The 21,929-nt window shown below is 62.3% G+C and carries 32 protein-coding genes and 1 tRNA gene; 15 read left to right on the top strand and 18 right to left on the bottom strand.

The window, feature by feature from the left end:
- Nucleotides 1-44: 44 nt before the first annotated feature.
- Nucleotides 45-929: a LysR family transcriptional regulator gene (locus NP945_RS15800; protein WP_127331678.1), complete on the bottom strand. Its 885-nt coding sequence runs from the start codon at nucleotides 927-929 to the stop codon at nucleotides 45-47.
- Nucleotides 930-1,032: 103 nt separating this feature from the next.
- On the opposite strand from NP945_RS15800, the gene NP945_RS15805 reads away from it, so the two are divergent.
- Complete coding sequence (locus NP945_RS15805; RefSeq protein WP_256746874.1) at nucleotides 1,033-1,902, top strand: NmrA/HSCARG family protein; 870 nt, start codon at nucleotides 1,033-1,035, stop codon at nucleotides 1,900-1,902.
- A 99-nt stretch (nucleotides 1,903-2,001) separates the two neighbouring features.
- Here the strand turns inward: NP945_RS15805 and NP945_RS15810 are convergent, their stop codons facing one another.
- Complete coding sequence (locus NP945_RS15810) at nucleotides 2,002-2,319, bottom strand: hypothetical protein (RefSeq protein ID WP_127269194.1); 318 nt, start codon at nucleotides 2,317-2,319, stop codon at nucleotides 2,002-2,004.
- Between the two features lie 281 nt (nucleotides 2,320-2,600).
- Here NP945_RS15810 and NP945_RS15815 point away from each other — a divergent pair, with 281 nt between their 5' ends.
- Nucleotides 2,601-2,843, top strand: a complete 243-nt coding sequence (locus tag NP945_RS15815; RefSeq protein ID WP_256746875.1) for a hypothetical protein — start codon at nucleotides 2,601-2,603, stop codon at nucleotides 2,841-2,843.
- Between the two features lie 95 nt (nucleotides 2,844-2,938).
- Here NP945_RS15815 and NP945_RS15820 read toward each other — a convergent pair whose 3' ends face one another.
- From NP945_RS15820 to NP945_RS15840, 5 genes are all read right to left on the bottom strand, one after another.
- Entirely contained in the window at nucleotides 2,939-3,145 is a 207-nt protein-coding gene (locus tag NP945_RS15820) for a hypothetical protein (protein ID WP_013530768.1), read from the bottom strand.
- Between the two features lie 198 nt (nucleotides 3,146-3,343).
- The gene (locus NP945_RS15825) at nucleotides 3,344-3,529 is read right to left on the bottom strand and encodes a hypothetical protein (RefSeq protein WP_256746876.1); all 186 of its coding nucleotides are present in this window, start codon (nucleotides 3,527-3,529) and stop codon (nucleotides 3,344-3,346) included.
- Between the two features lie 318 nt (nucleotides 3,530-3,847).
- Nucleotides 3,848-3,921, bottom strand: a tRNA-Gln gene (locus NP945_RS15830).
- Between the two features lie 84 nt (nucleotides 3,922-4,005).
- Nucleotides 4,006-4,299, bottom strand: coding sequence for a hypothetical protein (locus NP945_RS15835; RefSeq protein WP_256746877.1), 294 nt, complete (start codon nucleotides 4,297-4,299; stop codon nucleotides 4,006-4,008).
- 381 nt (nucleotides 4,300-4,680) lie between these two features.
- A complete protein-coding gene (locus tag NP945_RS15840) occupies nucleotides 4,681-5,163 on the bottom strand; it encodes a pyridoxamine 5'-phosphate oxidase family protein (RefSeq protein WP_127269199.1) in 483 nt (160 codons plus the stop codon).
- 186 nt (nucleotides 5,164-5,349) lie between these two features.
- On the opposite strand from NP945_RS15840, the gene NP945_RS15845 reads away from it, so the two are divergent.
- Nucleotides 5,350-6,405: a PAS domain S-box protein gene (locus NP945_RS15845; protein ID WP_256746878.1), complete on the top strand. Its 1,056-nt coding sequence runs from the start codon at nucleotides 5,350-5,352 to the stop codon at nucleotides 6,403-6,405.
- A gap of 141 nt (nucleotides 6,406-6,546) precedes the next feature.
- The gene (locus NP945_RS15850; protein WP_127271137.1) at nucleotides 6,547-7,095 is read left to right on the top strand and encodes an MgtC/SapB family protein; all 549 of its coding nucleotides are present in this window, start codon (nucleotides 6,547-6,549) and stop codon (nucleotides 7,093-7,095) included.
- Here NP945_RS15850 and NP945_RS15855 read toward each other — a convergent pair.
- The gene (locus NP945_RS15855) at nucleotides 7,075-8,013 is read right to left on the bottom strand and encodes an alpha/beta fold hydrolase (RefSeq protein WP_256746879.1); all 939 of its coding nucleotides are present in this window, start codon (nucleotides 8,011-8,013) and stop codon (nucleotides 7,075-7,077) included. The two genes, NP945_RS15850 and NP945_RS15855, sit on opposite strands and share 21 nt — an antisense overlap.
- 146 nt (nucleotides 8,014-8,159) lie before the next feature.
- On the opposite strand from NP945_RS15855, the gene NP945_RS15860 reads away from it, so the two are divergent.
- Both NP945_RS15860 and NP945_RS15865 read left to right on the top strand, forming a co-directional pair.
- A complete protein-coding gene (locus tag NP945_RS15860; protein WP_256746880.1) occupies nucleotides 8,160-8,465 on the top strand; it encodes a hypothetical protein in 306 nt (101 codons plus the stop codon).
- A 90-nt stretch (nucleotides 8,466-8,555) separates the two neighbouring features.
- On the top strand, nucleotides 8,556-8,690 hold the full coding sequence (locus tag NP945_RS15865; RefSeq protein ID WP_256746881.1) for a hypothetical protein: 135 nt from the start codon (nucleotides 8,556-8,558) through the stop codon (nucleotides 8,688-8,690).
- 85 nt (nucleotides 8,691-8,775) lie between these two features.
- Here the strand turns inward: NP945_RS15865 and NP945_RS15870 are convergent, their stop codons facing one another.
- From NP945_RS15870 to NP945_RS15890, 5 genes are all read right to left on the bottom strand, one after another.
- The gene (locus NP945_RS15870) at nucleotides 8,776-9,021 is read right to left on the bottom strand and encodes a DUF982 domain-containing protein (RefSeq protein ID WP_127331690.1); all 246 of its coding nucleotides are present in this window, start codon (nucleotides 9,019-9,021) and stop codon (nucleotides 8,776-8,778) included.
- 14 nt (nucleotides 9,022-9,035) lie between these two features.
- The gene (locus NP945_RS15875; protein WP_023813818.1) at nucleotides 9,036-9,272 is read right to left on the bottom strand and encodes a DUF982 domain-containing protein; all 237 of its coding nucleotides are present in this window, start codon (nucleotides 9,270-9,272) and stop codon (nucleotides 9,036-9,038) included.
- A 95-nt stretch (nucleotides 9,273-9,367) separates the two neighbouring features.
- Nucleotides 9,368-9,811: a GFA family protein gene (locus NP945_RS15880; RefSeq protein WP_127382568.1), complete on the bottom strand. Its 444-nt coding sequence runs from the start codon at nucleotides 9,809-9,811 to the stop codon at nucleotides 9,368-9,370.
- A 171-nt stretch (nucleotides 9,812-9,982) separates the two neighbouring features.
- Entirely contained in the window at nucleotides 9,983-10,162 is a 180-nt protein-coding gene (locus tag NP945_RS15885) for a DUF3606 domain-containing protein (protein WP_023813816.1), read from the bottom strand.
- A 491-nt stretch (nucleotides 10,163-10,653) separates the two neighbouring features.
- Entirely contained in the window at nucleotides 10,654-10,845 is a 192-nt protein-coding gene (locus NP945_RS15890; protein WP_256746882.1) for a hypothetical protein, read from the bottom strand.
- Nucleotides 10,846-11,033: 188 nt separating this feature from the next.
- Here NP945_RS15890 and NP945_RS15895 point away from each other — a divergent pair, with 188 nt between their 5' ends.
- Nucleotides 11,034-11,462, top strand: coding sequence for a DoxX family protein (locus NP945_RS15895; protein ID WP_256746883.1), 429 nt, complete (start codon nucleotides 11,034-11,036; stop codon nucleotides 11,460-11,462).
- Nucleotides 11,463-11,503: 41 nt separating this feature from the next.
- Here the strand turns inward: NP945_RS15895 and NP945_RS15900 are convergent, their stop codons facing one another.
- Nucleotides 11,504-11,809 carry a hypothetical protein gene (locus NP945_RS15900; RefSeq protein ID WP_127398150.1) on the bottom strand — a complete coding sequence of 102 codons (306 nt, stop codon included), beginning with the start codon at nucleotides 11,807-11,809 and terminating at the stop codon, nucleotides 11,504-11,506.
- Nucleotides 11,810-11,882: 73 nt separating this feature from the next.
- Nucleotides 11,883-12,152, bottom strand: coding sequence for a hypothetical protein (locus tag NP945_RS15905; RefSeq protein WP_256746884.1), 270 nt, complete (start codon nucleotides 12,150-12,152; stop codon nucleotides 11,883-11,885).
- A gap of 215 nt (nucleotides 12,153-12,367) precedes the next feature.
- Between NP945_RS15905 and NP945_RS15910 the strand changes: the two genes are divergently transcribed.
- Entirely contained in the window at nucleotides 12,368-14,374 is a 2,007-nt protein-coding gene (locus NP945_RS15910) for a hypothetical protein (protein WP_256746885.1), read from the top strand.
- A 131-nt stretch (nucleotides 14,375-14,505) separates the two neighbouring features.
- Nucleotides 14,506-17,307, top strand: a complete 2,802-nt coding sequence (locus tag NP945_RS15915; protein WP_256746886.1) for a hypothetical protein — start codon at nucleotides 14,506-14,508, stop codon at nucleotides 17,305-17,307.
- A 4-nt stretch (nucleotides 17,308-17,311) separates the two neighbouring features.
- On the opposite strand, the gene NP945_RS15920 is transcribed toward NP945_RS15915, so the two are convergent.
- On the bottom strand, nucleotides 17,312-17,476 hold the full coding sequence (locus NP945_RS15920) for a hypothetical protein (RefSeq protein WP_256746887.1): 165 nt from the start codon (nucleotides 17,474-17,476) through the stop codon (nucleotides 17,312-17,314).
- 195 nt (nucleotides 17,477-17,671) lie between these two features.
- On the opposite strand from NP945_RS15920, the gene NP945_RS15925 reads away from it, so the two are divergent.
- The 6 genes from NP945_RS15925 to NP945_RS15950 all read left to right on the top strand — a co-directional run bounded on the left by NP945_RS15925 (nucleotide 17,672) and on the right by NP945_RS15950 (nucleotide 20,878).
- On the top strand, nucleotides 17,672-18,676 hold the full coding sequence (locus NP945_RS15925) for an EpsG family protein (RefSeq protein WP_256746888.1): 1,005 nt from the start codon (nucleotides 17,672-17,674) through the stop codon (nucleotides 18,674-18,676).
- A 548-nt stretch (nucleotides 18,677-19,224) separates the two neighbouring features.
- On the top strand, nucleotides 19,225-19,935 hold the full coding sequence (locus NP945_RS15930; RefSeq protein ID WP_256746889.1) for a glycoside hydrolase family 108 protein: 711 nt from the start codon (nucleotides 19,225-19,227) through the stop codon (nucleotides 19,933-19,935).
- Nucleotides 19,932-20,150 (top strand): hypothetical protein, encoded by a 219-nt coding sequence (locus NP945_RS15935; protein ID WP_027035106.1) that lies wholly within the window; start codon nucleotides 19,932-19,934, stop codon nucleotides 20,148-20,150. The genes NP945_RS15930 and NP945_RS15935 overlap by 4 nt, the downstream gene beginning before the upstream one ends.
- A 1-nt stretch (nucleotide 20,151) precedes the next feature.
- Nucleotides 20,152-20,385: a hypothetical protein gene (locus tag NP945_RS15940; RefSeq protein WP_256746890.1), complete on the top strand. Its 234-nt coding sequence runs from the start codon at nucleotides 20,152-20,154 to the stop codon at nucleotides 20,383-20,385.
- Entirely contained in the window at nucleotides 20,370-20,555 is a 186-nt protein-coding gene (locus NP945_RS15945; RefSeq protein WP_127271123.1) for a hypothetical protein, read from the top strand. The genes NP945_RS15940 and NP945_RS15945 overlap by 16 nt, the downstream gene beginning before the upstream one ends.
- Entirely contained in the window at nucleotides 20,555-20,878 is a 324-nt protein-coding gene (locus tag NP945_RS15950; protein ID WP_127271121.1) for a hypothetical protein, read from the top strand. The genes NP945_RS15945 and NP945_RS15950 overlap by 1 nt, the downstream gene beginning before the upstream one ends.
- A gap of 126 nt (nucleotides 20,879-21,004) precedes the next feature.
- On the opposite strand, the gene NP945_RS15955 is transcribed toward NP945_RS15950, so the two are convergent.
- Nucleotides 21,005-21,712 (bottom strand): hypothetical protein, encoded by a 708-nt coding sequence (locus tag NP945_RS15955; protein WP_127270889.1) that lies wholly within the window; start codon nucleotides 21,710-21,712, stop codon nucleotides 21,005-21,007.
- 38 nt (nucleotides 21,713-21,750) lie between these two features.
- On the bottom strand, nucleotides 21,751-21,921 hold the full coding sequence (locus tag NP945_RS15960; protein ID WP_256746891.1) for a hypothetical protein: 171 nt from the start codon (nucleotides 21,919-21,921) through the stop codon (nucleotides 21,751-21,753).
- Between the last annotated feature and the right edge of the window lie 8 nt (nucleotides 21,922-21,929).

Genomic DNA, 21,929 nt, shown 5'->3' on the forward strand with positions numbered 1-21,929 from the left:
CGTGACGCTGCCCAGGCTCCCAGTGCGCTGAAAGCGGCCGGGCATCACCTGCCGATATAGGCGGCCAGTTCGTCCGGCGTCCCGTTCGGGAAGGCCTGTTTCAGAAAGTCCAGGAAAGCCGACACGCGCGGGCTGAGCAGCCGCCGAGACGGGTAGAGCGTCCACAGAGCGATCTCAGGGCCGTCAATGTCTCCCCAATTCACCAGTGTGCCGTCAGCCAAATCGTGGGCCACCAACGAAATGGGAAGACGTGCTGCCCCGACCCCCGCTCGCACCGCATCGCGCACCATAATGAGCGTTCCCAAAGCGAGGACCGGCTCGATTTTTATCGCCGACCGGCCAGCCTCTGTCTTCACGTGCCATATTTGCCGTTCGCCTGTCCCGCGCGCAACGCCAGGGGCCGGACCACCGGTGCGAGGAAGTTGAGGGCTCGCCACGACGACCAGCCGGTCGCGGAGAAACGCCCGTCCGACCAAGCTTTCGTCGGGATCCGGGTTGACCCGGATCACCAGGTCGTAGCCTTCCTCGATCATGTCCACAGCCCGGTCCTCCGTCGTGACCTCCAGCCTCACCTCCGGAAATTTGAGGGTAAATCCCGCGGCGATCCTCCCCATCGCGGTCTGAGAAAAAAGCAGGGGCGCGCTGATACGCAATCTGCCCTTGGGCTTCCGACCGCCCGAGGCGATCTCCGCAGCCGTCTCGTCCAGTTCGGCAAGCAATACCCCCGTCCGCTCGAAGAGCGCCCGTCCTTCTTCGGTCAGCTTCAGGTTGCGCGCGCCCCGTTCAAACAGGCGCAGGTCAAGGCTGCCCTCCAAGTCTCCAACCCGCCGCGACAAGGTTGCCTTGGGCCGGCCGGTGGCCCTTGCCGCTTTGCCGAAACCGCCATGGCGGGCAACGAGGTTGAAATCGGTGAGGGCCAGAAGATCCATGAGTGTTCCACCAGTGAGACGGCGCGTCTAAAATTTCGGCCTGTTTGACTGTTTGTGAGCCACACATATTGGGCCTGTCAAGCAACCCAACAGGAGAAATTCCATGACCATCCTCGTTACCGGCGCCACAGGCAATGTTGGCCGCCAAGTCGTCGAACACCTCGTCAAGCGCGGCGCCAACGTCCGTGCTCTCGTCCGCGATCCGTCGAAAGCCAGCTTTCCGGCAGGCGTATCGGTCGCGCAAGGCGATTTTCTCGATGTCGATTCACTGCGCAAAGCCATGTCCGGCGTTTCCACCCTGTTCCTCTTGAACGCCGTGGTGCCGGACGAATTCACCCAGGCTTTGGTCGCGCTGAACGTCGCCCGATCGGCGGGCATCGAGCGGATCGTCTATCTCTCGGTGATCCATGCGGACGTCTATGTGAACGTGCCGCATTTCGCCGGCAAATTCGGCGTCGAGCGAATGATCGAGCAGATGGGCTTCCAGGCCACGATCCTGCGCCCGGCCTATTTCATCCAGAACGACCTGATGATCGAAGACGTCATCACCGGCTACGGCACCTACACAATGCCGGTCGGCGCCAAGGGGCTCGCCATGGTCGATGTGCGTGATATCGCCGAGATCGCCGCTCTCGAGTTGCTGCGTCGCGAACGGTCCGCGGAGCCGCTTGCGCTGGAGCGGATCAACCTCGTCGGTCCGCAGACACTGACCGGGACGGATATCGCCGCCATCTGGTCCGACGTGCTTGCCCGCCCGATCAGCTACGGCGGCGACAACACCGAAGGTTTCGAGCAGAACCTCAAGCAGTTCCTGCCTGCCTGGATGGCGTACGATATGCGCTTGATGGGCGAACGGTTCCTGACCGACGGAATGCTGCCCGAGGCCGGCGACGTCGAGCGCCTGACCACGCTTCTGGGCCGCCCGCTGCGCCCCTATCGCGACTTCGCCTCACAAATCGCCGGCTCCGCCTGACGGAACGGCTTCGGTCCAAGGTACGGAAACAGCAGGGCGGCCCTTTGAGGAGGCCGCCTTGACTGGCACGGGACAAATGCGCGTTCAGCCGGAATTGCCTTACTGCAGGGTGGCCTCACCAGGTCTGTCGAGTTGGGCGTTGACGCGCTCACCATCGTCGCCACCGAGGCCATCCACGAACAGACCAGCTACGCCGTCGAAATTGGTGAGCCCGTCGAATTCAATTGCCGCGCCAATCAGCTGGGCTGCCTGGAAGACAAGGTATTCGACGTCCTCGAGGGCGACGTTCTCGGCCAGATTCCTGACCCTTACATGCTCCGCCACCGCCGTGATGCTGACGATGCCGGTCTTCCTGAAGGCGACCTGGACTGCTGAACGGACGTCATCGCGCAGTCGCGCCGAGTAATCATACCGCATCGAAACCTCCCAAAGGGAATGGTTTTCTGTTCAGGTTGCACAATGCGGCAGGGGCTTGGGCTTGGCAAGTCACTAATTAAATAATACCCAAACAAATCAAATAGTTAGCATAGTTGTGCAACTGTGTGTGTTACGCCGAATACGCATCAGGCTCTTCATGAGCATGACAAGCGGTTCACCCATCGCGAGGTCTTGACGCGCTAGGAGCGGTTTCCTAACTATGAGTTGAGTAAGTTGAATACTCATTCTACGTATTCATGGTGCGGAGCGAGGGAAGCGCGATGACTGAACTGGAACGCCCGGAACGGTTGCAGATCATGCTAACGTCAGACGAGCTGGCGGCGCTGGAAAACTGGCGCTTCGACAAGCGCATGCCGAGCCGTTCGGCCGCCGTCAGGGAATTGCTGCGGCGTGGTCTTGCCTCGGATGGCTTCCTGACGGCGGAGCAAGGGACGAAGTCGCAAGACTTCGGCATCCTGCCAATCGCCGGCGGCAACGGCATTTCCGACGGCGGCAAGGAGTAGGGCGGTTCACCGCGCCTGAGCCGCCTGGTCCCGCAGGCCGGTCGGCAGTTGCCGCGACGCGGCGCCGGCTGGCGTACCGGGACGAGACTCTCGGTTCAGAGGATGTTGGTCGTCACTTCGACGACGATCGCGGCACCTTCCAGGCTGCCATTGGTGACGTGCACGACGCGCGATACCCGCAGATCCTGCGTGGTTCCGTCGATCGACAGCGCAACGCTTTCGCCGATCCGGGGAACCGCCTGGAAAACGGCGTCCGTGGCCTCCGGCCGGTTGTCGATCGATATGCGGCAGTTGACGGTCATGAGATGTCTCCTGTGTCGGCCCGGTGGTCAACGCAGGGTCCGCGAAATGGTTTCAGGAGCGGGACGCAACTTAACGGCGCCCGGATCCGTAAAGCAGTAATTGCTCCATCGTTCATCGTAACGGAGCAACAGGGCTCGCTGGGGAGGGCGTTGGGGCTGCCCCGGCGAGCTTGATCCGATTTGCCCAGGGGCGCTGCGTCACCGAGGTATGGAGACGAGTTCCGGAGCCCGCAATTCCCCGGCCATCCTTGCCGCCTGGAAGATTGTCATCAAAACCAGGATGGGCTCACCCTCGGTCGGGTTGATGGTCAGGACGACGCGGCCGAGCTCGTCGCTCATGCCGCAAGACCAGTCCTTCACGGCTATCACCTTTCGGACGGCCATATGCCTTCTCCTGCACGGGAGGTTCTCTGCGGGCTACGCCGTCTGGAGTTGGTCGACAGAACCTTCGCCTGACATTGCAACCAGCCGAAATGCGGCAAATGCGGCCAATATTATGAAAACCGCCGTGATGTTCAGGGACATCGTCGATGCAAGGACGCCCCCGTCAAAGCAACTCAGTTCCATGGCGCTGCACCCCTTGAAGCCACTGACGGTCCGGATGATGATCCTGCTTGGGGCGAAATACAAGCGTTCGCTAATACGCTGATGCCGGCTGGCCAGCCCTGCGCGCAGCTTTTGAACAGCCGAACGCTTGGTTGCTGGTTCCCGCTCAAGGGCTCGAACCTCGATTCACGCCTTCAAAGGGCGCTGTCCTACCATTAGACGAAGCGGGAAAATGCACGTTGCGCCCCACCCCTAGCCGGTTCGCGCGCCGGGATCAACGCACGGGGGCGGCAAAGCCGATTGGAAGCGCGGTGTCAGTCCGGAAAGTTGGTGACAGGTTCCTCGCAGCGGTAGACCGGGCAGCTGCCGTCGCGGGTCGGGACATAGGCCGACATCGGCACCTCCGGCCAGTCGCATTCGTTGCCGAACTGCCTGACATAGCGGTCATAGGTGTTGGGTCCGGTGGTCAGCACCACGGCATGATGGCTTTGGAGCAGTTGCCGGAGTTGGTCGCAACTCATCGTGCGGGTGTCGGGCCTGGCTTCGGCAAGGCCGGTCGCGGCCAGCAGGATCGCTGCCGTCATCAAGGCAATTCGGTGCATCGGCATGGCTATTCCCTCGAATGGAAGTATCGGCCGAAACTCGCATCCCGGCGGGTGGTTCCGCAACCGCCGGCTGGCCGTCTGTGGCGGCGCAACCAAATGGTTCGTCGCGCATTGCTGGGGATGGATGGGAGGAAGCCCTACGAGACCCCGCAATGGCGGCCCGGAAACGGGGATCGCGAGGCCATGTGCTGTTCTTTCTGCGGCGGGCGCGACCACAGCTATGAGGACTGTCCGCAAAGGGATACTGACGCCGATCCAGTGCCGAATGCCCCTGACCCTCCCAAGCCAGACTGATCCGCACCGGTATGCCGCCAGCAATATGTCAAATGCGACCCGCCGGCATTCGTACATCTGACTGATGTCGTGATTTTCAACGCCGTCCGGCTACATCCTGACCTTACCGGTGTCACCGATTTCCGGGCGGCTGTCGCTGACCGTTGCGGCCAGCATCTTCACATAGCTGACCACGGTGCCGGGGCTGTCCCAATACTGGGCGTCTTTCGGCGTCACCTTAAGCACGCGGATCGAAGGATCATCGGCACTGTCCCACCAGGCCTTGGCCGGGGTCGACCACAACTCCCTGATCTTGGCGCGGTCGTTCGAAACCGCCGCCAGACCGCTGACGGAAACATATTTCTGGCCGCCTGAATCGGCGAAGGCGAGACCGACATTGGGCTCGGCTTCGATCTCGTCATCCTTGTGACTGTCGACATCGGTGAGGAAGTAGACGGCGTTTTCGTCGCGCACCACATGCGCCGCCATCGGTCGCGAGCGGATGTCATCGCCTTCGCGAGTGGCGAGCATACAGAAGCCGATCCTGTCCATCAGTTTCCAGACCCGGTCGAGATCGCTGTTGCCGTCGCTCATTGTGTGCCTCCTTATTGAGCCGTCCATGGGGGTGTCGGGTGCAACTCGCGCAGGCGCGCAAGGTTCCGGACATGAACTGCCCGGACTGTTCCTGGGAGGAATGTTGGAGGCGATTGCAACCAAAACGCACCGCGGCGCATTGGTGGCCATGCGCGCGATCCGCGCATGAGGGAGAAGGGGTCGACAGTGACAGATTTGGCGGGCCGTGATGCCTTGATCGCCATCACCGCCGATGCGCGGCTGGCGGCGATTGTCGATTCGTCCTTCGACGCTATCGTCAGCAAGGATCTGAACAGCATCATCACCAGTTGGAACGCGGCGGCGCAACGCATGTTCGGCTACACCGCCGAAGAGGCCGTCGGCCGCTCCGTGCTCATGCTCATCCCCGATCATCTCAAGGATGAAGAGACCGACATCATCAGCCGGGTTCGCAGGGGCGAGCTGCTGGCCAGCTACGAGACGATCCGCCGGCGCAAGGATGGCGGCCTCATCGCCGTGTCGCTGACCATTTCGCCGATCAGGAACGCGTCCGGCGAGATCATCGGCGCCTCGAAGATCGCCCGCGACATCACCGCCAGCAAGGAGAGCGAGCGCCGGATCAGGCTTTTGCTCCGCGAGGTGAACCATCGCGTCAAGAACCAGTTCGCGGTGATCCTCTCGATGATCAGGGAGACCAGCAAACGCTCGACCGATCCGCGTGAATTCGAGGAGTTGATCCGCTCCCGCATCATGGCGCTGTCGCGGTCGCACGATCTGCTGGTGAACTCGGAATGGGCCGGCGCCAGCCTCTTCGACCTCGCCCAGGAGCAGCTCAAGCCGTTCGGTCACGAGGCGCGGGTATCGCTGTCGGGACCGCTTTTGACCCTGCAGCCGAATGCCGTGCAAAATCTCGGCATGGCATTTCATGAGCTCGGCACCAACTCATCAAAATATGGCGCGCTGGCGAGCGAGGCCGGGCGGCTGGAGATCACCTGGCGGATCGTTGAAGGCGTTTCTGACAAGCGGGAAATCCATCTGCTGTGGGACGAGACGATGCCGGTGCGCGAGGGAGAGCGGTGGGACGAAAGCACGCGCAAGGGTTTCGGCACCGTCGTCCTGCAACGGGTCGCGCCGCAATCGCTGAACGGCTTGGCGGTGCTGGATCGCAGCCCGGGCCATCTCAAATGGTCCCTGACGGCGCCGCTGGCTTCGATCATCGTTCCGCAGCTCGGCGCCGACGTGCCCGAAACCGAAACGTCCTGAGGCCTTGAGGATTGGCTCCATCAACCTCCCTTTGGCAGATGCGTATTCAAAAGCGGCCGCATCCTTGCCGCACCTGGCCGTGGATTCAGGAACCGCGACCCGGTGGCCGCGTTGTGGCGTCAAGCTTTTGGAGGGGACATCATGGAACAGCTCGTCGAGGAATTCGGCCATTCCACCTACACCTCGTTTCCGGTCATCGCGGCGCGGCTGTTGCTGGCCACCCTCTATGGCGCGGTCATCGGTTTCGAACGCGAATGGCGCAATCGCCCGGCCGGACTTCGCACGCATATTCTCGTCTGCGTCGCCGCCGCCACCTTCGGCATCCTGACGGTCGAGATCGTGCACGCGCCGATGTTCGCGGGGGAATCGGTCAAGGTCGATCCGATCCGGGTGGTCGAGGCGGTGACCGCCGGCGTCGCTTTCCTCGCCGCCGGCTCGATCATGTTTTCGCGCGGCGAGGTGCATGGGCTGACGACCGGCGCCGGCATGTGGCTGGCGGGCGCGATCGGCGTCGCCTGCGGACTGGGTCTTTGGCAAGTGGCCGGGTTCGGCACGCTGATCGTGCTGATAGTTGCCGGCTTTCTGCGCCGGTTCGAACGCGGGCCCGGCCTTGCCGCCGGTGATGAAGGCAGTCAGGCAAAGGCGGAGAAGGAGGGGGCCTCGGCCCGATCAAAGGGAGGGCGAAGGTAATCCCGTTCGCCGAGAGATGCCGTGACTGGTTTCACCGAAGAAGCCGGCCAGCAGATCGGCCGTCCGCGCCGGATTCTCCTCGGGAAAGAAGTGTCCGCCTGGCATCGCCTGGCCGCGCACATCGTCGGCCCAGCCGCGCCACAGCGCCAGCGGCCCGCCTTCGCCGGCATACCATTGCGCCAACGCGCCCTGACCGCTCCATAGCGCCAGCAGCGGGCAGCGAATGCGCCGGCCGGCTGCCTTGTCGGCATGGTCGTGCTCGCGATCGAGCGTGGCTGCCGCCCGATATTCCTCGCAGATGGCATGGGCGTGGGCAGGCGCGCGCAAGGCCTCGACATAGGCCTGACGCACTTCGGCTGGAAACGCCGATGACGACGAGCCCCAGCCGTTGAGCGCATTGTCGACGATCGCCTCGGCGGCGCCGGACAGGATCTTTTCCGGCAACGGCTCGGGCTGCGCCAGCAGCGACCATGGCCAATAACCCAGCGCCAGCCTGGCGTCGGCCCGGTCCCAGGCATCGGCGGTCGGCACGATGTCGAGAACGGCGAGCTTGTCGATGCTGCCCCGATGATCGAGCGCCATGCGGTAGGCGACACGCCCTCCGCGATCATGGCCGGCGACCATGAAGCTGCTGAAACCCAGCTTCTCCATCAGCCTCATCATATCGGCGGCCATGGTGCGCTTGGCATAGGGGGCGTGGTCGGGAGTGGATGCCGGACACGAACTGCGGCCATAGCCGCGCAGGTCGGCGCAGACGACGCTGAACCGGCTGGCCAGAGCGGGGGCGATGTCGCGCCACATCAGATGCGTTTGCGGAAAGCCGTGCAGCAACAGCAGCGGTGGCCCGCCGCCGGCGCGCAGGCAGAATATGCCGGCATCGCCGGTGTCGATTTCCGCGCCTTGAAAACCTTCGAACATGATCGCCTCCGGCACGCGCAACGGCCGGCAAACGGGTTTGGTTGCAATGCCGCGCGGCGAGGCGGCCAACCTTTTTCATCGACAGGCGTTGTCCCTTTGAAAGGAAGGTCGCCGCGGGCGACCGTGAAAGAAAGAAGGAGGCAGTGATGAGAATTCTCGCCATCATGCCAATCGGCCTCATGCTGGCGCTGGCAGTGCCGGCCGCGGCCCAGCAGCAGAACGACAGCCAGGCACAGGCCGACAAATGCAGGGCTCAGACCGAGCAAGGGGCAAAACAGCAGCCTGGACAGCAGGCCGATGACGGCAATTTGACCGCGAAGCTCAACGATTGCGGCGGCGTGCTGAAACCGCCCCCGACGGGCGACCAGGGCATGGCGGCGCCGGCGCCGAACGAAGGCAAGACGCCGGTGATCAAGCCGGGTGAAGTGCCGCCCCAGCCGCCGAAGCAATAACCTCCGCTCGCTGGTATTATCGCGCAAGCTAATGGAACCTCGTTATCTCAGGAGCGTTTCTCTCACGACTTGGAATTCGGAGAGATTATCGTGAGAGATATTGCGACCACAGCCACGTTGCTTGCCTCGATTGCCATCGTGATTGCCTTGATTTTGCTGGCGCCGAAGAGTTTTGGCTTTGAAACTTCACACCCGATCGTACAGGGCGAGCTTCCGCCGGAATAATCGATCGACTATTGCGGGTGATCAGGACGATTTGCGTGAAGCAGGCGAGGCACGATGTCCCGCCTGCTTCTTTTCATTGAAACCGCTATCGCACCAAGACGCCGGAGTGGCTGCAGAGCGCCGCGAACGCTTCCTGTGCCTCGGCAGCACCTGCATTGTTATCCAGGGCTGCTTCGACCTTCTCGCGCGCCGCCTGGTAGAACGGGCCGCGTTTGGCCTGCGGCCAGTCGATCAGGATTTCGCTGGCATCCTTGAGCGTGGCGACGTCGCGGATCGTGTCCGACCCATGCGGCTTGATCCGCATCGGTGTGGGCAAAATGAGCTCGGACATGTCCTGTTTTCCAACTACTGGAGGAGTTTTGCTTCGCGCGCGGCGTCGATCATCGCCCGCATCGCTTTTTCCGCCGGCGTCCAGCCATCCAGCGCATCGCGGCAACTGCGCAACGCCGCCCGGTAGCGCCGTCCCTGGCCAGCCGGCCAGTCGCCGAGGCATTCCAGCCCTTCCCAGGCGCTGCGGATGATGCGCTCGCGCTCAGGCGCGAATTTCAGCCTGATGGGGCGGGGAAACATCTTGTCGTTCAACGGTCGTCTCCATGATTGCCGCAAGTGTCGCTGGCGACATGCGTGAGAGGCGATCGGTAACGTCGCCGGCAGGACAGGGTTCCCTTGCCAGGAGATCAAATCTCGGCGTCGATGTCCGACAGCGATCTCGGCGTCGGCGCTTCGGCGTTGTGCTGCGCTGGGCGGTCATGCTCGAACTGTTCGGTGCCGGGCAGAGCGTGCAGCCAGGTCTCGCGCCTGGAGGTCCACAATTCATATTCGGGCACGAGATCGGTCGGCGCGATGTCGAGGCTGCCGATCGCCACCTCGGCCTCGTTGTCGTCGACCCAGGCGACGCGGCCGCCGCATGTCGGGCAAAAGCTGCGCGTGCCATAGGAGCTGACGAGGCCGGTGGTCTCGAAGGCCTCGCGCGGCCAGATGGCAAAGGCCGAATAGACCGAACCGCCGGCCTTGCGGCAATCCTTGCAGTGGCACAGGCCAACGCGCAGCGGCGGGCCGTGAACCTCGAACTGCACGCCGCCGCACAGGCAGCTGCCGGTCCTGCGTATGGTGTCGGACATGGCGACCTCCCTCAATGCGTGGCGCTGCCGGCCGGGTGGGACAGATGCTCGTCTGCCGTTTCGTTGGCCAGGATGAGAAACCGGGAAAAAGACATCCTGTTCACCGTACCATCAGGCCCGATTGACGCGGCCCGCAGCATCTTCAACGCCGCCCAGGCGAAATGGTTTCGGCTAGCCGCGGGCCGCCATATGGGCGTCGAGCTTCTTGCGCGAGGGGCCGTAGCGCTTGATGATGGTCTGTGCCTCGCTTGGCGGGATGCCGTATTTGCGGGCAAAGGCGGCAACCTCGTAGGGCTCTTCACTCGAGACCTGCTTGCGGTCCTGTTTCGTCTTCGACTTGTCGTCAGCCATCTCAGGCCTCGCTTTCTGTTGTCGGGGACGCGCAGCCTTCGGCGCCCGCGATCAACACGACATAACACAGATTGGCGCCGCCGGTTCCACCAGACGACACGGCCTGGGCTGCGATAGGCGTGTATCAGGCCGAGGGCCGCATGGTATCGGCGGCGGCAGCGTGGTCGCCGTCACATTCGGAGCATGCCGCGCTGAGGCCGGGGCAGCCGCGCCGGTGCGTGCCGGCGGGGCAGCAATGGCCGTTGGAACTCGTCCAGCGGGGGCATTCGAAGACCTGACCAGCGCCGCCGCAGCCGCTGCACTCCAGCGGTGCCGACCGCTCGCCATGAGATGTCGCCCCAAACCTGACGCTCGTGCGCAAATTTCAGCCCACCCAAAATCCCTGCACCGACACACCGGTGCATTAGCCCCGACTAACGATATCACGTCCGTGATTACCAACAAGTTTCAACATCGCTATGCGCCGGAAAGCCGTTCGGGCCGGCGTGTCGTCAGGCCGGCTTCAGCCGCATCGCGGCGAGATACATGAGCGCCGAGGCGGCCTGCCCGCGGTCCCAGCCGGCGGCCTCGACCTTGCGGAGCAGGGCGTCGAGATGCGGAACCAGCATATCCCTGCATTCCTGTTCGTAGACGGTGCTCGTCGCCGGATGCCGCGGTGAGCCGATGGTCAATGCCTTGGCCATGTCCGATTCCCCCTTGGAGCGAGCAATAATATGCCGTCAGCCGGCAAACCGAAAATCGCTCTTGCCGTACGGGTGTGACGCTTCGAAACCCCTCTGCGATCCTGTCGAGAAAAATTGGCCTGGCGTGTCGGAGCTGGCGCCCGCCGCGCGTCCTAGGAGCGAGCAACCTGCGAAGCTGGAGAACGAGCATGTCGTCGCAAATCATTCAATCGCCGTGGCAGACCGCGGCCCTTGTCGTCGCCCGGCTGATCTTCGCCGGCGTCTTCCTGATGGCCGTGACCTTCAAATTCATGGGCATGGCGGCCACTGCCGGCTATATCGCCGCTGCCGGCTTTCCGTTTCCGCTGTTCCTGGCCTGGTGCGCGGCGATCCTGGAAGTTGCGCTGGTGCTGTGCTTCCTGACCGGCGCCTTCTTCTCGCAGGCAGCCCTGGTCGCCGCCGCCTATGTGCTGTTCCTCGCTTTTGCCTTCCATGGACCCAGCCACTGGGCCGGCAACCAGGCCGAGTTCGGCTTCTTCGTCGACCATTTTTCGTTCCTGGCCGGACTGCTGTTTGCGGCCGTGCATGGACCGGGCAAGGTGCTTTCGCTCAATTCGGGATGGCCGGGCAGGGCTTGAGGCGAGGACAGCGGGCCACCGCGGACGCACGCCGGCCCCGCTCACAGCTGGTCGTTGTAGGGTTCCTTTATCTTGCCGACCATGCGGGCCAGCTTCGAAAAGGACGGCATGTCCGCCTCCGGCTGGCACTGGTTGGCGAGTTCCAGCAGCCGGATCGGAAAGTTGACGGCGTCGCGGCTGGACGCGGACATGCCTTCGGATCGCTCCTGGTTGGTTTCGCCGGCCTCGGTCTTGCGCAGGGCCAGGTCGATTTCCTCCGCCGTCAGCACCCCCTTTTGAACCAGGAGGCGGTTGATCGAGGCGACGGCCATCAACAGGCCTTCGAGTTGCAGGTTGGCGACATTCATGGCGATTGCTCCCGTGGCTGGGGTTGAAACGCGCGAGCGGCATTTCCGCTCCAGAAAGGCTGCGGGCGAACGCCTATTCCTGCGTCAGCCGTTCGCCATATTCGCGCCACAGCGCCTTGGCCTCCAGGTTGCCGAGGCTGCTGATCGAAACATCCCCACAGCTGATGGCGACGGCGCCGATGTCGTATTGGGGGTAGGCGTTGGCGACGAAACGGATGGCTTCGCCCAGCGAACGCACGCGGATGACTGGATCGGCCTGACCCTGGCCGGTGCTGCGCACCCCGGAAACCGTGGCCGGTGCATGCCGCATCCTGAACACGGATGCCATGGCTGGTCTGTCCATCGTCCTCTCCCACAAGGCCGTACGACGGGAATCATTCCATGAGCTTCGACGAATGATTTCACACCTGCCGGCTTATGACCAGCCACCGGCAAAAGCAGGGTTTTATGCGCTTTGCCAGCGTCGCTCCGAGTGGGAGTTCCGACCGGTCTAGGAATTTTTTCTCAAAAAACGGTTGACGGGGTGAGTGCAGCTTTGCCTTCCAGACGCTGAACCCTGTGATCGGCACCGATGACATTGTGCTGTCGTTTTACCAGTCCGACGACACCGTCGGCGATATCCAGGCAGCCGCGCAAGGCATCATCGACCAGGCCCAGGCGGCGGCGGATGTGGCGACGGGCGCCATGACAACCGTGCTCGATCCGCAATTCGCGACCAAGGCGACGGCGGAGGCGTACTCACCGGCGATCGCGCCGGATTATATCAGGACTGCCGGCTATTCGCAGGTCGGCGACGGCCAAGCCCTCTACAGGAAGAATGGCACCATTTCGGCGGGCGGGGGCGGTCTGGCGATCACGTTGCAAGGTGGAGCAAGAGCCGGCTTCGACATCGTCAACGCACCGAGGTCGAAGGAGATCAACATTCGCGCGGCGGGCGCCGACACGGCAGCCGGTAACAACAGGACCGCGTTTGTCAACGCCATTGCTGCCGCCGGGCAGGGCAGGCTGATCATCCCGGCTGGCACATTCTCGCTGGCCGGCAATATCGACATTCCGCAGGGGTTGACGGTCGAGTTTGACGACAAGGCGCTTCTACAGCGCACCGAGGACGCCACGCACCTTTTCAACCTGAAGGGCGACAACCGTATCATCGCGCCGAAGGTCAATGGCGCCTGGAATCATGTCGCGGCTGCGAACGGCTTTGGCGTCTTCAACATCAGCGGCATCTCCGGCGTCACGATCGAGCATGGCACGCTCACCGGTACGCAAGGCGACCACTACCGCATTGCCGATTCCAGCTGGGTCTACATCGACGACGCCAAGGGCGATACGGCGCGCAACATCGTCACCATCAACGACGAGGTTTCCGGCACAAGTCACGTGTTTGTCCGCCGCGCTCGCGTGAGTGCCTATTTGAACGGTTTCGATGCAGAGAGCGACGACGACTGGCCGGTGAGCGATATCGAGGTGGATATCGACTGGACGCAGCTTGGCGGCGTTCAGCTTGGCGCGGCCGTCGCCTTCACCCGCAGCGCTGCGCCCGCCGGATCGGTGTTGAAGTACAAACGCCTTCGCATCAGTGCCAAATCCAGGGATGGCCTTTATGGCCTGGTGCTGCGAGGGGCCAAGGATATCGAGGTGCGCAGCCTGGTGACGGAAGGCGTGCAGCAAGGCATTCGCGCCGGCACCGGCCATCATATCGAAGATCTTCGCCTGCTGTCGTTCGACATCCAGGCGACGCATCAGGGGATCTATATCGAAACCCCGGCCGGGCAACAGATCTCGCGTGGCGTCAGGATTGGTGCCGGCCGCATCTTTGGGTTTACCCAGGCCAATGCCTACGGCGTCTTCAGCGCGGCGGATGAAACCATTGTGTCGGCCGACACGCTTGTCGACATGGGCGGCGCGGCGGCGTCCATTGGCGTTCGATTGAACGGCGACATGTCGCAAACCCATGCAGGCATCGCGGATGCGCGATCGTCCTATGTCGCCCTGTCGACATTATCGGGCGAACGGCAGAAGGCGACGGGTGGCCTTTTCAAGGCGACGACCGGCAGCGTCGTCAACGATGTGAAAATCAGCGGATCCTCGCCAAACGTCGAGGTGCGGGGCAACATCTACTCCGGTACGGCGACGGGCAAGCCAACCGATGACGGATCGCACATGGCGCTGATTGAAGGAAACCGGGGCGGCGATCTTTTCAAGGGCTATAAGTCGACGCCGGACGCAACGCCCGTTCTTATGATCTTCGAAGCCGGAAACAGCTTTGTTCCGATCAGGCCAGGGCAAGGCGTGAAGTTCACCGCCGATGTCGCTGCCCGCCGCACGGATGGTTCGTCGTCGACCAGCGCCGGCTATGTGTTCGCCGGCGTGATCCGCAACACGGGCGGAACCCTGGCGGTCGAAGGTGCGATCACCAAAACGGTGATCGGCGAATATGCGACCGACGCCGCTTCACTCGACGCCTCCGTCGCCGTGGGGGCTTCCGGAATTGAGGTGACCGTTATCGGCGTCGCGGCAAAGACCTATGGCTGGAACGCCGTTGTGCGGCTTCAGGAGGTTTGATGCTGCATGGAAGCTGGACGCTGCCAATGCCATCACAATCGCAGTTGATATCTGCCGGCTGATCCAAAGGCCTGCCTCCTCTATCTCAAGACCAAAATCTCTTTTCAGCCTCGCTTCGCGGGGCTTTTTTCATGGAGCACGCCAGCATGGCCCGATCTTCAGCCGCCGCCGTTCGCCTTCTGACCGGCGAGCGCGAACCTGTTCGCCTGGCGACGACCGCCAGCATTGCGCTTTCCGGCCTTCATACCATCGACGGGGTGGCGACGGAGGTGGGCGACCGCGTGCTGGTCAAGGACCAGGCCGACCTGACGCAAAACGGTATCTATACGGTAAGCGAAGGCCGATGGTTCCGCGCCGCCGATGCCCGCACCAGGCGCACCATGCAGAAGGGAACGACGGTGCATGTCCAGCAGGGCAACGCGAACTCCAGCAAGGTCTACGCTTTTCAGACCGATAACCCGGTGATCGGGACTGACAATATCGTGATCAGCTTCTACCTCTCCGACGACGCCGTCGGCGATCTTCAGGAGGCGGCACAGGAAATTCTCGATCTCGTAACGGGCGCTATGACGACCGTCATGGATCCTCAGTTCGCTACCAAAGCGACGGCTGAAGCATTCTCGCCGGATGTCGCGCCCGACTACATCCGCACGGCATTCTACGACGGCAACCAGGTGGCAGGCAGCGGCGGCGTCTATCGCAAAAATGGCACGACGACCGGCGACCTCGTGATCACCTTGCACGATGGCGTGACGGTCGTCGGATACACGCTCTCTGACACGCCGACGGCTTCGCAGAAGGGTGCCCGGAAAAACAACTCGACTGATGATGCCGCAGCCGTGCAGACCGCGCACAATCTGGGTTCGGGCGGCGTAGAGTTTCCGTCCGGCATCTACAAGATGGTGCCCGGCTCGGTCTCGCCATTCACGCTCGGCAACACCACTGCCAATGTCTATCGCGCGGTGGCACTGACCGCCGACAATGTTACCTTCAGCGGACATGAAGCAGTGCTGCATGGCGTGAGCCGGGCAAGTGTTGTCGCTACCGACATTCAACCGGTCTTCTCGACCGACAAAAATATGACAGTCGGCGCACGCAAGAATATCGCGTTCGACGGCGTCACCTTCGATTCCAACAATGACGGCGACGCGACGAACAGCAACCAGCGTTTCCTTTACGCCGTGGGCGTTGATGGTCTGCGGTTTATCAACACCAAGGCCGAGTCGAGTGGCGGCCGTCGCGGCTATTATACCCACATTCAGAACAGCAAGAACGTGCAGGTGAACGGCCATCGTCACCAGAAAATGACAGGCGGATTCAATGTCCGCTATGTCGACAGCTTCGTGATGACCAACTTCATTTTCGAGGACTTCTCGGAGGCGATCGATCTCGACGGCACAAGCCAGCTTGTCGTGATCCGAGGCGGGGTCTTTAAATCGGTCGCGCGCGTTAACCAGTGCATAGATATCAACGACCAGATCGATGCGTCGATCGGCGATTTCTCGGTCCACAACACCGGCAACATCGCGACCATCAACTACAAGACGACGACGCCAGATACTTTTGCAGAGTACGTGGCCGGTACTGCTGTCAGAAATTTTCAGGTCAGCAAGCGCATTATTTTGTCCAACATCAGCGGCTCGGCCATCGGCTCGACCACGGCCCCTGCCTTCTACATCGGGTGGGATTGGGCGGCTGGCGGCCATGCAGGCACGGGTCCGGTGCAGGACATCACGCTACAGAACATCACGCTTGATGATCATGGGTATTTCTGGATCCGCGAAGCCGTCAACCTGAAGCTCAAGGACATAACGTCCTATCGTGCGATCTGCGGTTTCAACCACGCCTTTACTTGCTTTTCAAGCGTAGCCAACGCCGATCAGATAGGATGGTCAGACCTTGATATCGACATCGATGGAATGCGCATCGAGGCTTCCGATAAAGGTGGCATCAGTATTCAATCCCCATCGATCGTAAAAGTGCGTCGCCTTATCACTCGGGGCAACAACACTTCAGGATCAACCCAGGCTGACCTTGTCATCACCGCGCTACACCAGCGAGCGGGTTGCGCTACCGTCGATGAGTGCGACATTGAGGGCAGCGTGAACCTCAATGGGGACAGCACCGCAATTGCCTCGTGGGCTGCCGACACGATCTACAAGCGCAACGCCATGGTGACGAACGGGGGAAATTTCTACCGTGCGACCACCGAGGGCCGTTCGGCAAGCAGCGGGGGACCAACCGGGACGGCACTGTCCGTGACTGACGATGGCAGCGCATCCATTGCCGCGTGGGCTGCCTTTACACCTTATGCGGTTGATGCTGTGCGGAGGAATGGGAGTGCCTACTTTATCTGCATGACTGCCGGCACCTCTGCGGCGTCGGGTGGCCCGAGCGGAACCGACCAGCGGATTGCCGACGGCACGGCTGTCTGGCGTACCATTGAGGGGCTGGTAAGGTGGGAATATCTCCTCCACCCCTACTCCATCCGGTGGGGCAAAAACAACCGCGTCAGGGGCACCGTCACTTTTCAAGGGGATGCGCAGAAGCACACGTTCGGCGAGAGCATCACGGCGATCGCGGGCGACTACTCGGCGACCGGCACCGTGAACAAGTGCGTGTTCGTCGCGCGGCGTCGGTGCCTTGTCGCCCGGGCCAGCTATCAGGTGCTCGCCGACGTTGCCGCAAGCGGCTCCAACTACCGGAACCTCATCCTGCGGCGGTATCGGGCGGGCTCATCTGCGAACGCTGCGACAATCGACACGACCGCAACCGGGTTCACTGCCTTTGTGTCGCGAGATGCCGGGGTCACTGCGAGCCCGGCCGGCGCATATCTGGAGCCTGGGGACGTGTTGATCCTCAACTCCAACTCTGCCGGGTCCGGGGTCGCTCTGTCCGGGCTTGGCGTGACGGTCGACTATATCGAGTATTGATCGGCTACCGAAGCGCGCTGAACAGCAGGACGATCCACAGGTAGACGAAATAGGTTGCGGTCGGGCCAAGCACGATGATCGCCAACCATACCTTCTCGTTGGTCATGATCTGAAGCTCAGCTTCTTCATCGAATGGGGCGTCTTTGTCCTTGGCGCCTCTTTCGATCATGGTCCATCCTCGCCAGCAGCACGAGCGCAGACCCATATCAAGGAGCGGCTAGCCAAGCAAAGAACGTCAATAACGCGTATCGACGCGGCGCCGGGGCTGTTGCCGGTTTTTGGGCAGCCGGCCGCCGTGGGCATTGATTAAATTGCAAGAGTTGAGCAATGGTTGCAGCCATCGTTATACGAGAGAGTCCTTCGAATGCGGCCCGTTCGCCAGAATTGGTTCCCGGCACTGGCCTGCCTAGTGCCAGTGATGCTATTTGCGGTTTCGAGGACTGACTATGCCAATTACGTGGCATACACAGCCGATGGCGACATCGTCAGCTATTCGCGTGGTTTCTCCTATGCGACGCGAACTGGCTTTGTCCTCTATATGACATCTGTAGCGCACGAGCGCGTGTTCCTAGCAATGCACTGGCTGTATGCAAACCTGGGATTTTCGCTCTCCGACAGTATGCTGGCAAACAGCATGATGATGATCGCAGCCTATTTCTTCTATGCCTCCCGGCAGTGCAACAATGTGCTTCTTGGCGCACTAGCTACCGTGGCCTTCATCATGCTGCCATGGTTTGAACAGCTCGGGCAAAACACGCTAAGGCAAGGGTTTTCGCTGATATTCATTCTCACCTTTTTTCGCGCGGTGAATTATCAGCAAAAACGTTGGGCCGTCCTCTTCGCGGCGCTCGCTATAGGTAGCCATTACAGCGCCGCATTGTTCGTGAGCGTGTACATCCTCACCGACTTCTTGCCGAGGTCCGGCAAGCTGTTTGTCGCGGTCGTTGTCCTGACGTTCGTCGGCTATGTCACCGATTACATCACTGTTCTATCTGGGATGATCGTCACCCCGATCCTCTTATGGACTGGGCTTTACACCCAGTACTCAACCGACGCGTTCTTGACTTATCAGGTGGGCTACAAGGCGCTGTTCTTCTACTACTCACTGTTTCAGTGCGTCGTGAGCGTCCTGCTGCTTCACAAGGCCGAGAAGCAATCGGATGCGCGCTTGGCTAAATACTGCATTGTCATGACCGTGATCTACATGGCAGCGAGCGGCCTGCCTTATTACAATCGAGTGGCGATGATGCCGATGCTGCTGCTGCCGGTGGTGGTCGTGACCCTGTGTTCCCGAATAACTTTGCCTCGCTGGGGGCTGAGATCAATGCTTGATCCCGGGAACTATCCGTTCTTGCGGCGCGTCGGGTAAAGACGATCTCGCCAACCCTTCTTCGCAGGCCGGTTCATCGGCCATCGGCTATAGCCGTTCCGCAAGAATTGCCGGAATTTTCGCAACCAACCGAAGAACCGTCGCGGCTCGCTACCAAGGGCCAAATAGTGCGAGCGCCATCGTCAACCTTATGTAGGCTGCGCCGCTCGGCATGGGTATGCAGCCTCAGAGGGTCGTACCTGTTCCAGGCAAACCAGACAAACCAGACAAACCAGACAGTCTGAGAGCAATGGGACGTTCCCCGTCCCGTAAGCCGGCAGGGACGGCGGGCGCTCGGGTTGTGTCAGCCAGTTTCCGCGTTGCTGTCGCCGGGTCGAATGACTTCCCACCCGCCGTCGTAGGGAAGCAAGAGCCCGCCGTCTTGGGTTCTGATTTCGCCAGCCTTCGCCGCTGCGTTCGCACGAAACTTAGCGTTGTGCTTAGCCCACGGCGCGGCGAGTATCACTAGGTCCTTGCGTCGCTCATCATCCATCAGCCCGCTCCCCGGCGCCGACCATAGCCAAATCATCCGAAGAAGGAAAACCACCATGGACCGCAACTTCGCGCGGGCGCTTGCGCTTGTTCTCAAATCGGAAGGCGGGTGGTCGGACAATCCGGCTGATCCCGGCGGCGCCACCATGAAGGGCGTGACGCTTGCCAGCTTCCGCCGCTATGTGAAGGCCGACGCGACGAAGGCGGATCTGCGTGCGATCAGCGACGCGCAGGTCGCCACCGTTTATCGCCGCTTCTACTGGGACGCTGTGCTCGGCGCCGAATTGCCCGATGGCGTCGACCACGCTGTGTTCGATTTCGCCGTCAACAGCGGGCCTGGCCGGGCGGCCAAATATTTGCAGGCGGCCATCGGCGTTGCGCAGGACGGGCGGATCGGACCGGTCACCGTCGCGGCGGCCAAGGCAAAGCCGGCCGGTGTGACCATCGATGCGCTTTGCGATGCGCGGCTGGCGTTCCTCAAGCGGTTGCCGACATGGGCAACATTCGGGCGCGGCTGGTCGGATCGGGTCAGGTCGGTGCGGGTTCAGGCCCTGCTGATGTCGGCGCAGCGCCCCGCGGCACCGGTGACCGCGTCGCCGCCGGCCAGGGTCGAAACATCGCCCAATGGGGCGTCGTCGATCCAGCCCGTGCCGCCGGCGCCCGGCGGCAAGGCGGCTGCCGCGGCCGGCATCCTCGTTCTCCTGGCCGGAGCGCTCGCGGCTTTCCGGCATCACGTCGCCGATTTTTTCGGGAGCCTGTTTCGATGAGATGGTTCAACACCAATGCGCTGCACAATCTCCTCAACACGCTGATCGCCATCATCTGCGGCGGCGCGCTCGCCGGCTTCGACTGGACGCTGCTCGGCGTGAGCGACCGCACCGCGCTTCAGATCAGCGGCGCCATTGCCCTTGCCAAGATCATCATCAACGCGGTGCGTGACGGGCCGCGCGGCATGGTCGCGCCGCCGGCCAAGGAGACATGAGATGGGAACACTCACCCTCGCGCTGCTTGGCCAGGCCTGGCCGTATCTTCTGGCAATGGGCGCCGCGCTTGCCGGTGCCTGGACAGCCTATGCCAAGGGCAAGGCCAGCCAGAAGGCCAGGCAGGATGCCGCCGACGCCGCGGCGCGCACCGAAGCCCAGAAGATCGACGATGCCGTCGCCGGCCGGGCGCCGGACGACAACAGGGGGAGGCTGGCCAGATGGTCAAAATCATAGCGCTCTCGCTGCTGCTGGCCGGCTGCACCACATCAGGCGGGTCGTTCTGCGCGGCCGGGCATCCCCTCCGGCCGACAAGGGCGGAGGCGGCGACCCTTTCCGACGCGTCGGTGGCGGCGATCCTGGCTCACAACGAAAAGGGCCAGAAGCTTTGCGGCTGGAGGCCATGATGAACGATCTTTTCGACCTGCTCGGCATCAAGGGACCGGTCGTGGCGGCGGGCCTCGCCGGCGGCGTTCTGCGCGCGCTGTCGCGGCATCGCTACAAGCTGCGCGAAATGGTGGCCTCGCCGATCTGCGGCGCGCTTGCGGCGGCCTATCTGACGCTGCCGGCGGTTTCCTACGCCAGGATCGCCGGCCTGCCGATGCCCGATCCCGCCGACGACACCACCACGCTGGCGGCCGCCTTCCTGATCGGCGTCTGCGCCATGTGGATTTCGGACGTCCTGTTCGAGTTCGTGGTGCGGAGAGTCAGCCGCGCGCGGGACGAATAGCTGGTGCGGCGGCGATTGCTTGGCGGAATTGCCGAGGCACGTTTCCCGCGGCATCGAACCATCGAAGACAACCCAAAATAGCCCGTTCCGGTTCGCCGGGCGGGCCATTTTTGCGTTTTGGCCTGATCAAGCCAGAATGTTGACCGCGCGTGCCGCGACCAGCGCGATGGTCAGCAGCGAGATCATGGCCTCGGCCATCATCAGCAGCTTGGCGCGCTGGGAGAGTGGCAAGGTATCGGTCGGCGAAAATGCGGTCGCATTGGTGAAGGCGAGGAAGAAATAATCGACGAAGCCGGGCAGCCAATCTCGAAGCTCACGGTCGTTCAACGTCATCTGCGCGAACAGGAAATCGGCCTGTGCGAGCTTGACGAGGCCGCAGGTCGGCGGACCGCCGCGGTCGGTGCTCCAGAACCACAAGGCAAAAACGATGACGTTGGTGACCCAGATGTTGAGCGCGTCGATCAGCAGCGTCGTACCGCTACTGCCGGCATGGCCCTCCAGCAAGGCACGCACCAGCAGGACCAGCGAACCGCAATTGATGATGCTGATGATGGCGGTCATGGTCAGGGCTGTTCTGCGGATCATGACCCGAAACTGGCCGATCGCATGCCACTCGTGGTCCTCGACCGCCTTTCGGGTGGCGGCCTGCGTCCAGGCGGTGGCCACAGACAAGGGCAGCAGCAGGGCCGCCTCCAGCGCGGGCGCCACCCAGCGCGGCCCGAATGAGAGATTGTTGATGACCAGAAGCTGCAGGCAGATGATGACGAGAACGGCCGCACGGGCCATCCAGAAATCGAGCGCACGGTAGTGAATGACGGCATGGTGGTGGCGCATTTTTCAAATCCTGGATGCTTTTTGGGGACGGCAACCGGTCAGGCGTAGGCGACGCCTGCCGCGATCACGCCCAAGGCGCCATGCCCGGCATGTTCAGGGTGCTGCGCGATGGCGTGTTCCATTGTTGTCTTGCTGGCATGTGATGACGGGAGAGGCGGCATGGTGGCGCGAAACTCTGCCTCAATCTTGGTTTTGCCATGGTTGGCCAAGTATACAT

The organism is Mesorhizobium sp. LMG17149, assembly GCF_024518695.1.
Classification (GTDB): domain Bacteria; phylum Pseudomonadota; class Alphaproteobacteria; order Rhizobiales; family Rhizobiaceae; genus Mesorhizobium.

What these genes read in the sequence shown, in the direction of transcription:
- NP945_RS15885 (WP_023813816.1), bottom strand. Translation starts at nt 10,162, where the DNA reads ATGGCTGACGACAAGTCGAAGACGAAACAGGACCGCAAGCAGGTCTCG.
- NP945_RS15930 (WP_256746889.1), top strand. Translation starts at nt 19,225, where the DNA reads ATGGACCGCAACTTCGCGCGGGCGCTTGCGCTTGTTCTCAAATCGGAA.
- NP945_RS15850 (WP_127271137.1), top strand. Translation starts at nt 6,547, where the DNA reads ATGGAACAGCTCGTCGAGGAATTCGGCCATTCCACCTACACCTCGTTT.
- NP945_RS15860 (WP_256746880.1), top strand. Translation starts at nt 8,160, where the DNA reads ATGAGAATTCTCGCCATCATGCCAATCGGCCTCATGCTGGCGCTGGCA.
- NP945_RS15820 (WP_013530768.1), bottom strand. Translation starts at nt 3,145, where the DNA reads ATGACCGTCAACTGCCGCATATCGATCGACAACCGGCCGGAGGCCACG.
- NP945_RS15870 (WP_127331690.1), bottom strand. Translation starts at nt 9,021, where the DNA reads ATGTCCGAGCTCATTTTGCCCACACCGATGCGGATCAAGCCGCATGGG.
- NP945_RS15905 (WP_256746884.1), bottom strand. Translation starts at nt 12,152, where the DNA reads ATGGACAGACCAGCCATGGCATCCGTGTTCAGGATGCGGCATGCACCG.
- NP945_RS15955 (WP_127270889.1), bottom strand. Translation starts at nt 21,712, where the DNA reads ATGCGCCACCACCATGCCGTCATTCACTACCGTGCGCTCGATTTCTGG.
- NP945_RS15825 (WP_256746876.1), bottom strand. Translation starts at nt 3,529, where the DNA reads ATGGCCGTCCGAAAGGTGATAGCCGTGAAGGACTGGTCTTGCGGCATG.
- NP945_RS15920 (WP_256746887.1), bottom strand. Translation starts at nt 17,476, where the DNA reads ATGATCGAAAGAGGCGCCAAGGACAAAGACGCCCCATTCGATGAAGAA.
- NP945_RS15900 (WP_127398150.1), bottom strand. Translation starts at nt 11,809, where the DNA reads ATGAATGTCGCCAACCTGCAACTCGAAGGCCTGTTGATGGCCGTCGCC.
- NP945_RS15835 (WP_256746877.1), bottom strand. Translation starts at nt 4,299, where the DNA reads ATGCCGATGCACCGAATTGCCTTGATGACGGCAGCGATCCTGCTGGCC.
- NP945_RS15880 (WP_127382568.1), bottom strand. Translation starts at nt 9,811, where the DNA reads ATGTCCGACACCATACGCAGGACCGGCAGCTGCCTGTGCGGCGGCGTG.
- NP945_RS15935 (WP_027035106.1), top strand. Translation starts at nt 19,932, where the DNA reads ATGAGATGGTTCAACACCAATGCGCTGCACAATCTCCTCAACACGCTG.
- NP945_RS15810 (WP_127269194.1), bottom strand. Translation starts at nt 2,319, where the DNA reads ATGCGGTATGATTACTCGGCGCGACTGCGCGATGACGTCCGTTCAGCA.
- NP945_RS15800 (WP_127331678.1), bottom strand. Translation starts at nt 929, where the DNA reads ATGGATCTTCTGGCCCTCACCGATTTCAACCTCGTTGCCCGCCATGGC.
- NP945_RS15855 (WP_256746879.1), bottom strand. Translation starts at nt 8,013, where the DNA reads ATGTTCGAAGGTTTTCAAGGCGCGGAAATCGACACCGGCGATGCCGGC.
- NP945_RS15840 (WP_127269199.1), bottom strand. Translation starts at nt 5,163, where the DNA reads ATGAGCGACGGCAACAGCGATCTCGACCGGGTCTGGAAACTGATGGAC.
- NP945_RS15950 (WP_127271121.1), top strand. Translation starts at nt 20,555, where the DNA reads ATGAACGATCTTTTCGACCTGCTCGGCATCAAGGGACCGGTCGTGGCG.
- NP945_RS15815 (WP_256746875.1), top strand. Translation starts at nt 2,601, where the DNA reads ATGACTGAACTGGAACGCCCGGAACGGTTGCAGATCATGCTAACGTCA.
- NP945_RS15805 (WP_256746874.1), top strand. Translation starts at nt 1,033, where the DNA reads ATGACCATCCTCGTTACCGGCGCCACAGGCAATGTTGGCCGCCAAGTC.
- NP945_RS15890 (WP_256746882.1), bottom strand. Translation starts at nt 10,845, where the DNA reads ATGGCCAAGGCATTGACCATCGGCTCACCGCGGCATCCGGCGACGAGC.
- NP945_RS15945 (WP_127271123.1), top strand. Translation starts at nt 20,370, where the DNA reads ATGGTCAAAATCATAGCGCTCTCGCTGCTGCTGGCCGGCTGCACCACA.
- NP945_RS15940 (WP_256746890.1), top strand. Translation starts at nt 20,152, where the DNA reads ATGGGAACACTCACCCTCGCGCTGCTTGGCCAGGCCTGGCCGTATCTT.
- NP945_RS15925 (WP_256746888.1), top strand. Translation starts at nt 17,672, where the DNA reads ATGCGGCCCGTTCGCCAGAATTGGTTCCCGGCACTGGCCTGCCTAGTG.
- NP945_RS15915 (WP_256746886.1), top strand. Translation starts at nt 14,506, where the DNA reads ATGGAGCACGCCAGCATGGCCCGATCTTCAGCCGCCGCCGTTCGCCTT.
- NP945_RS15895 (WP_256746883.1), top strand. Translation starts at nt 11,034, where the DNA reads ATGTCGTCGCAAATCATTCAATCGCCGTGGCAGACCGCGGCCCTTGTC.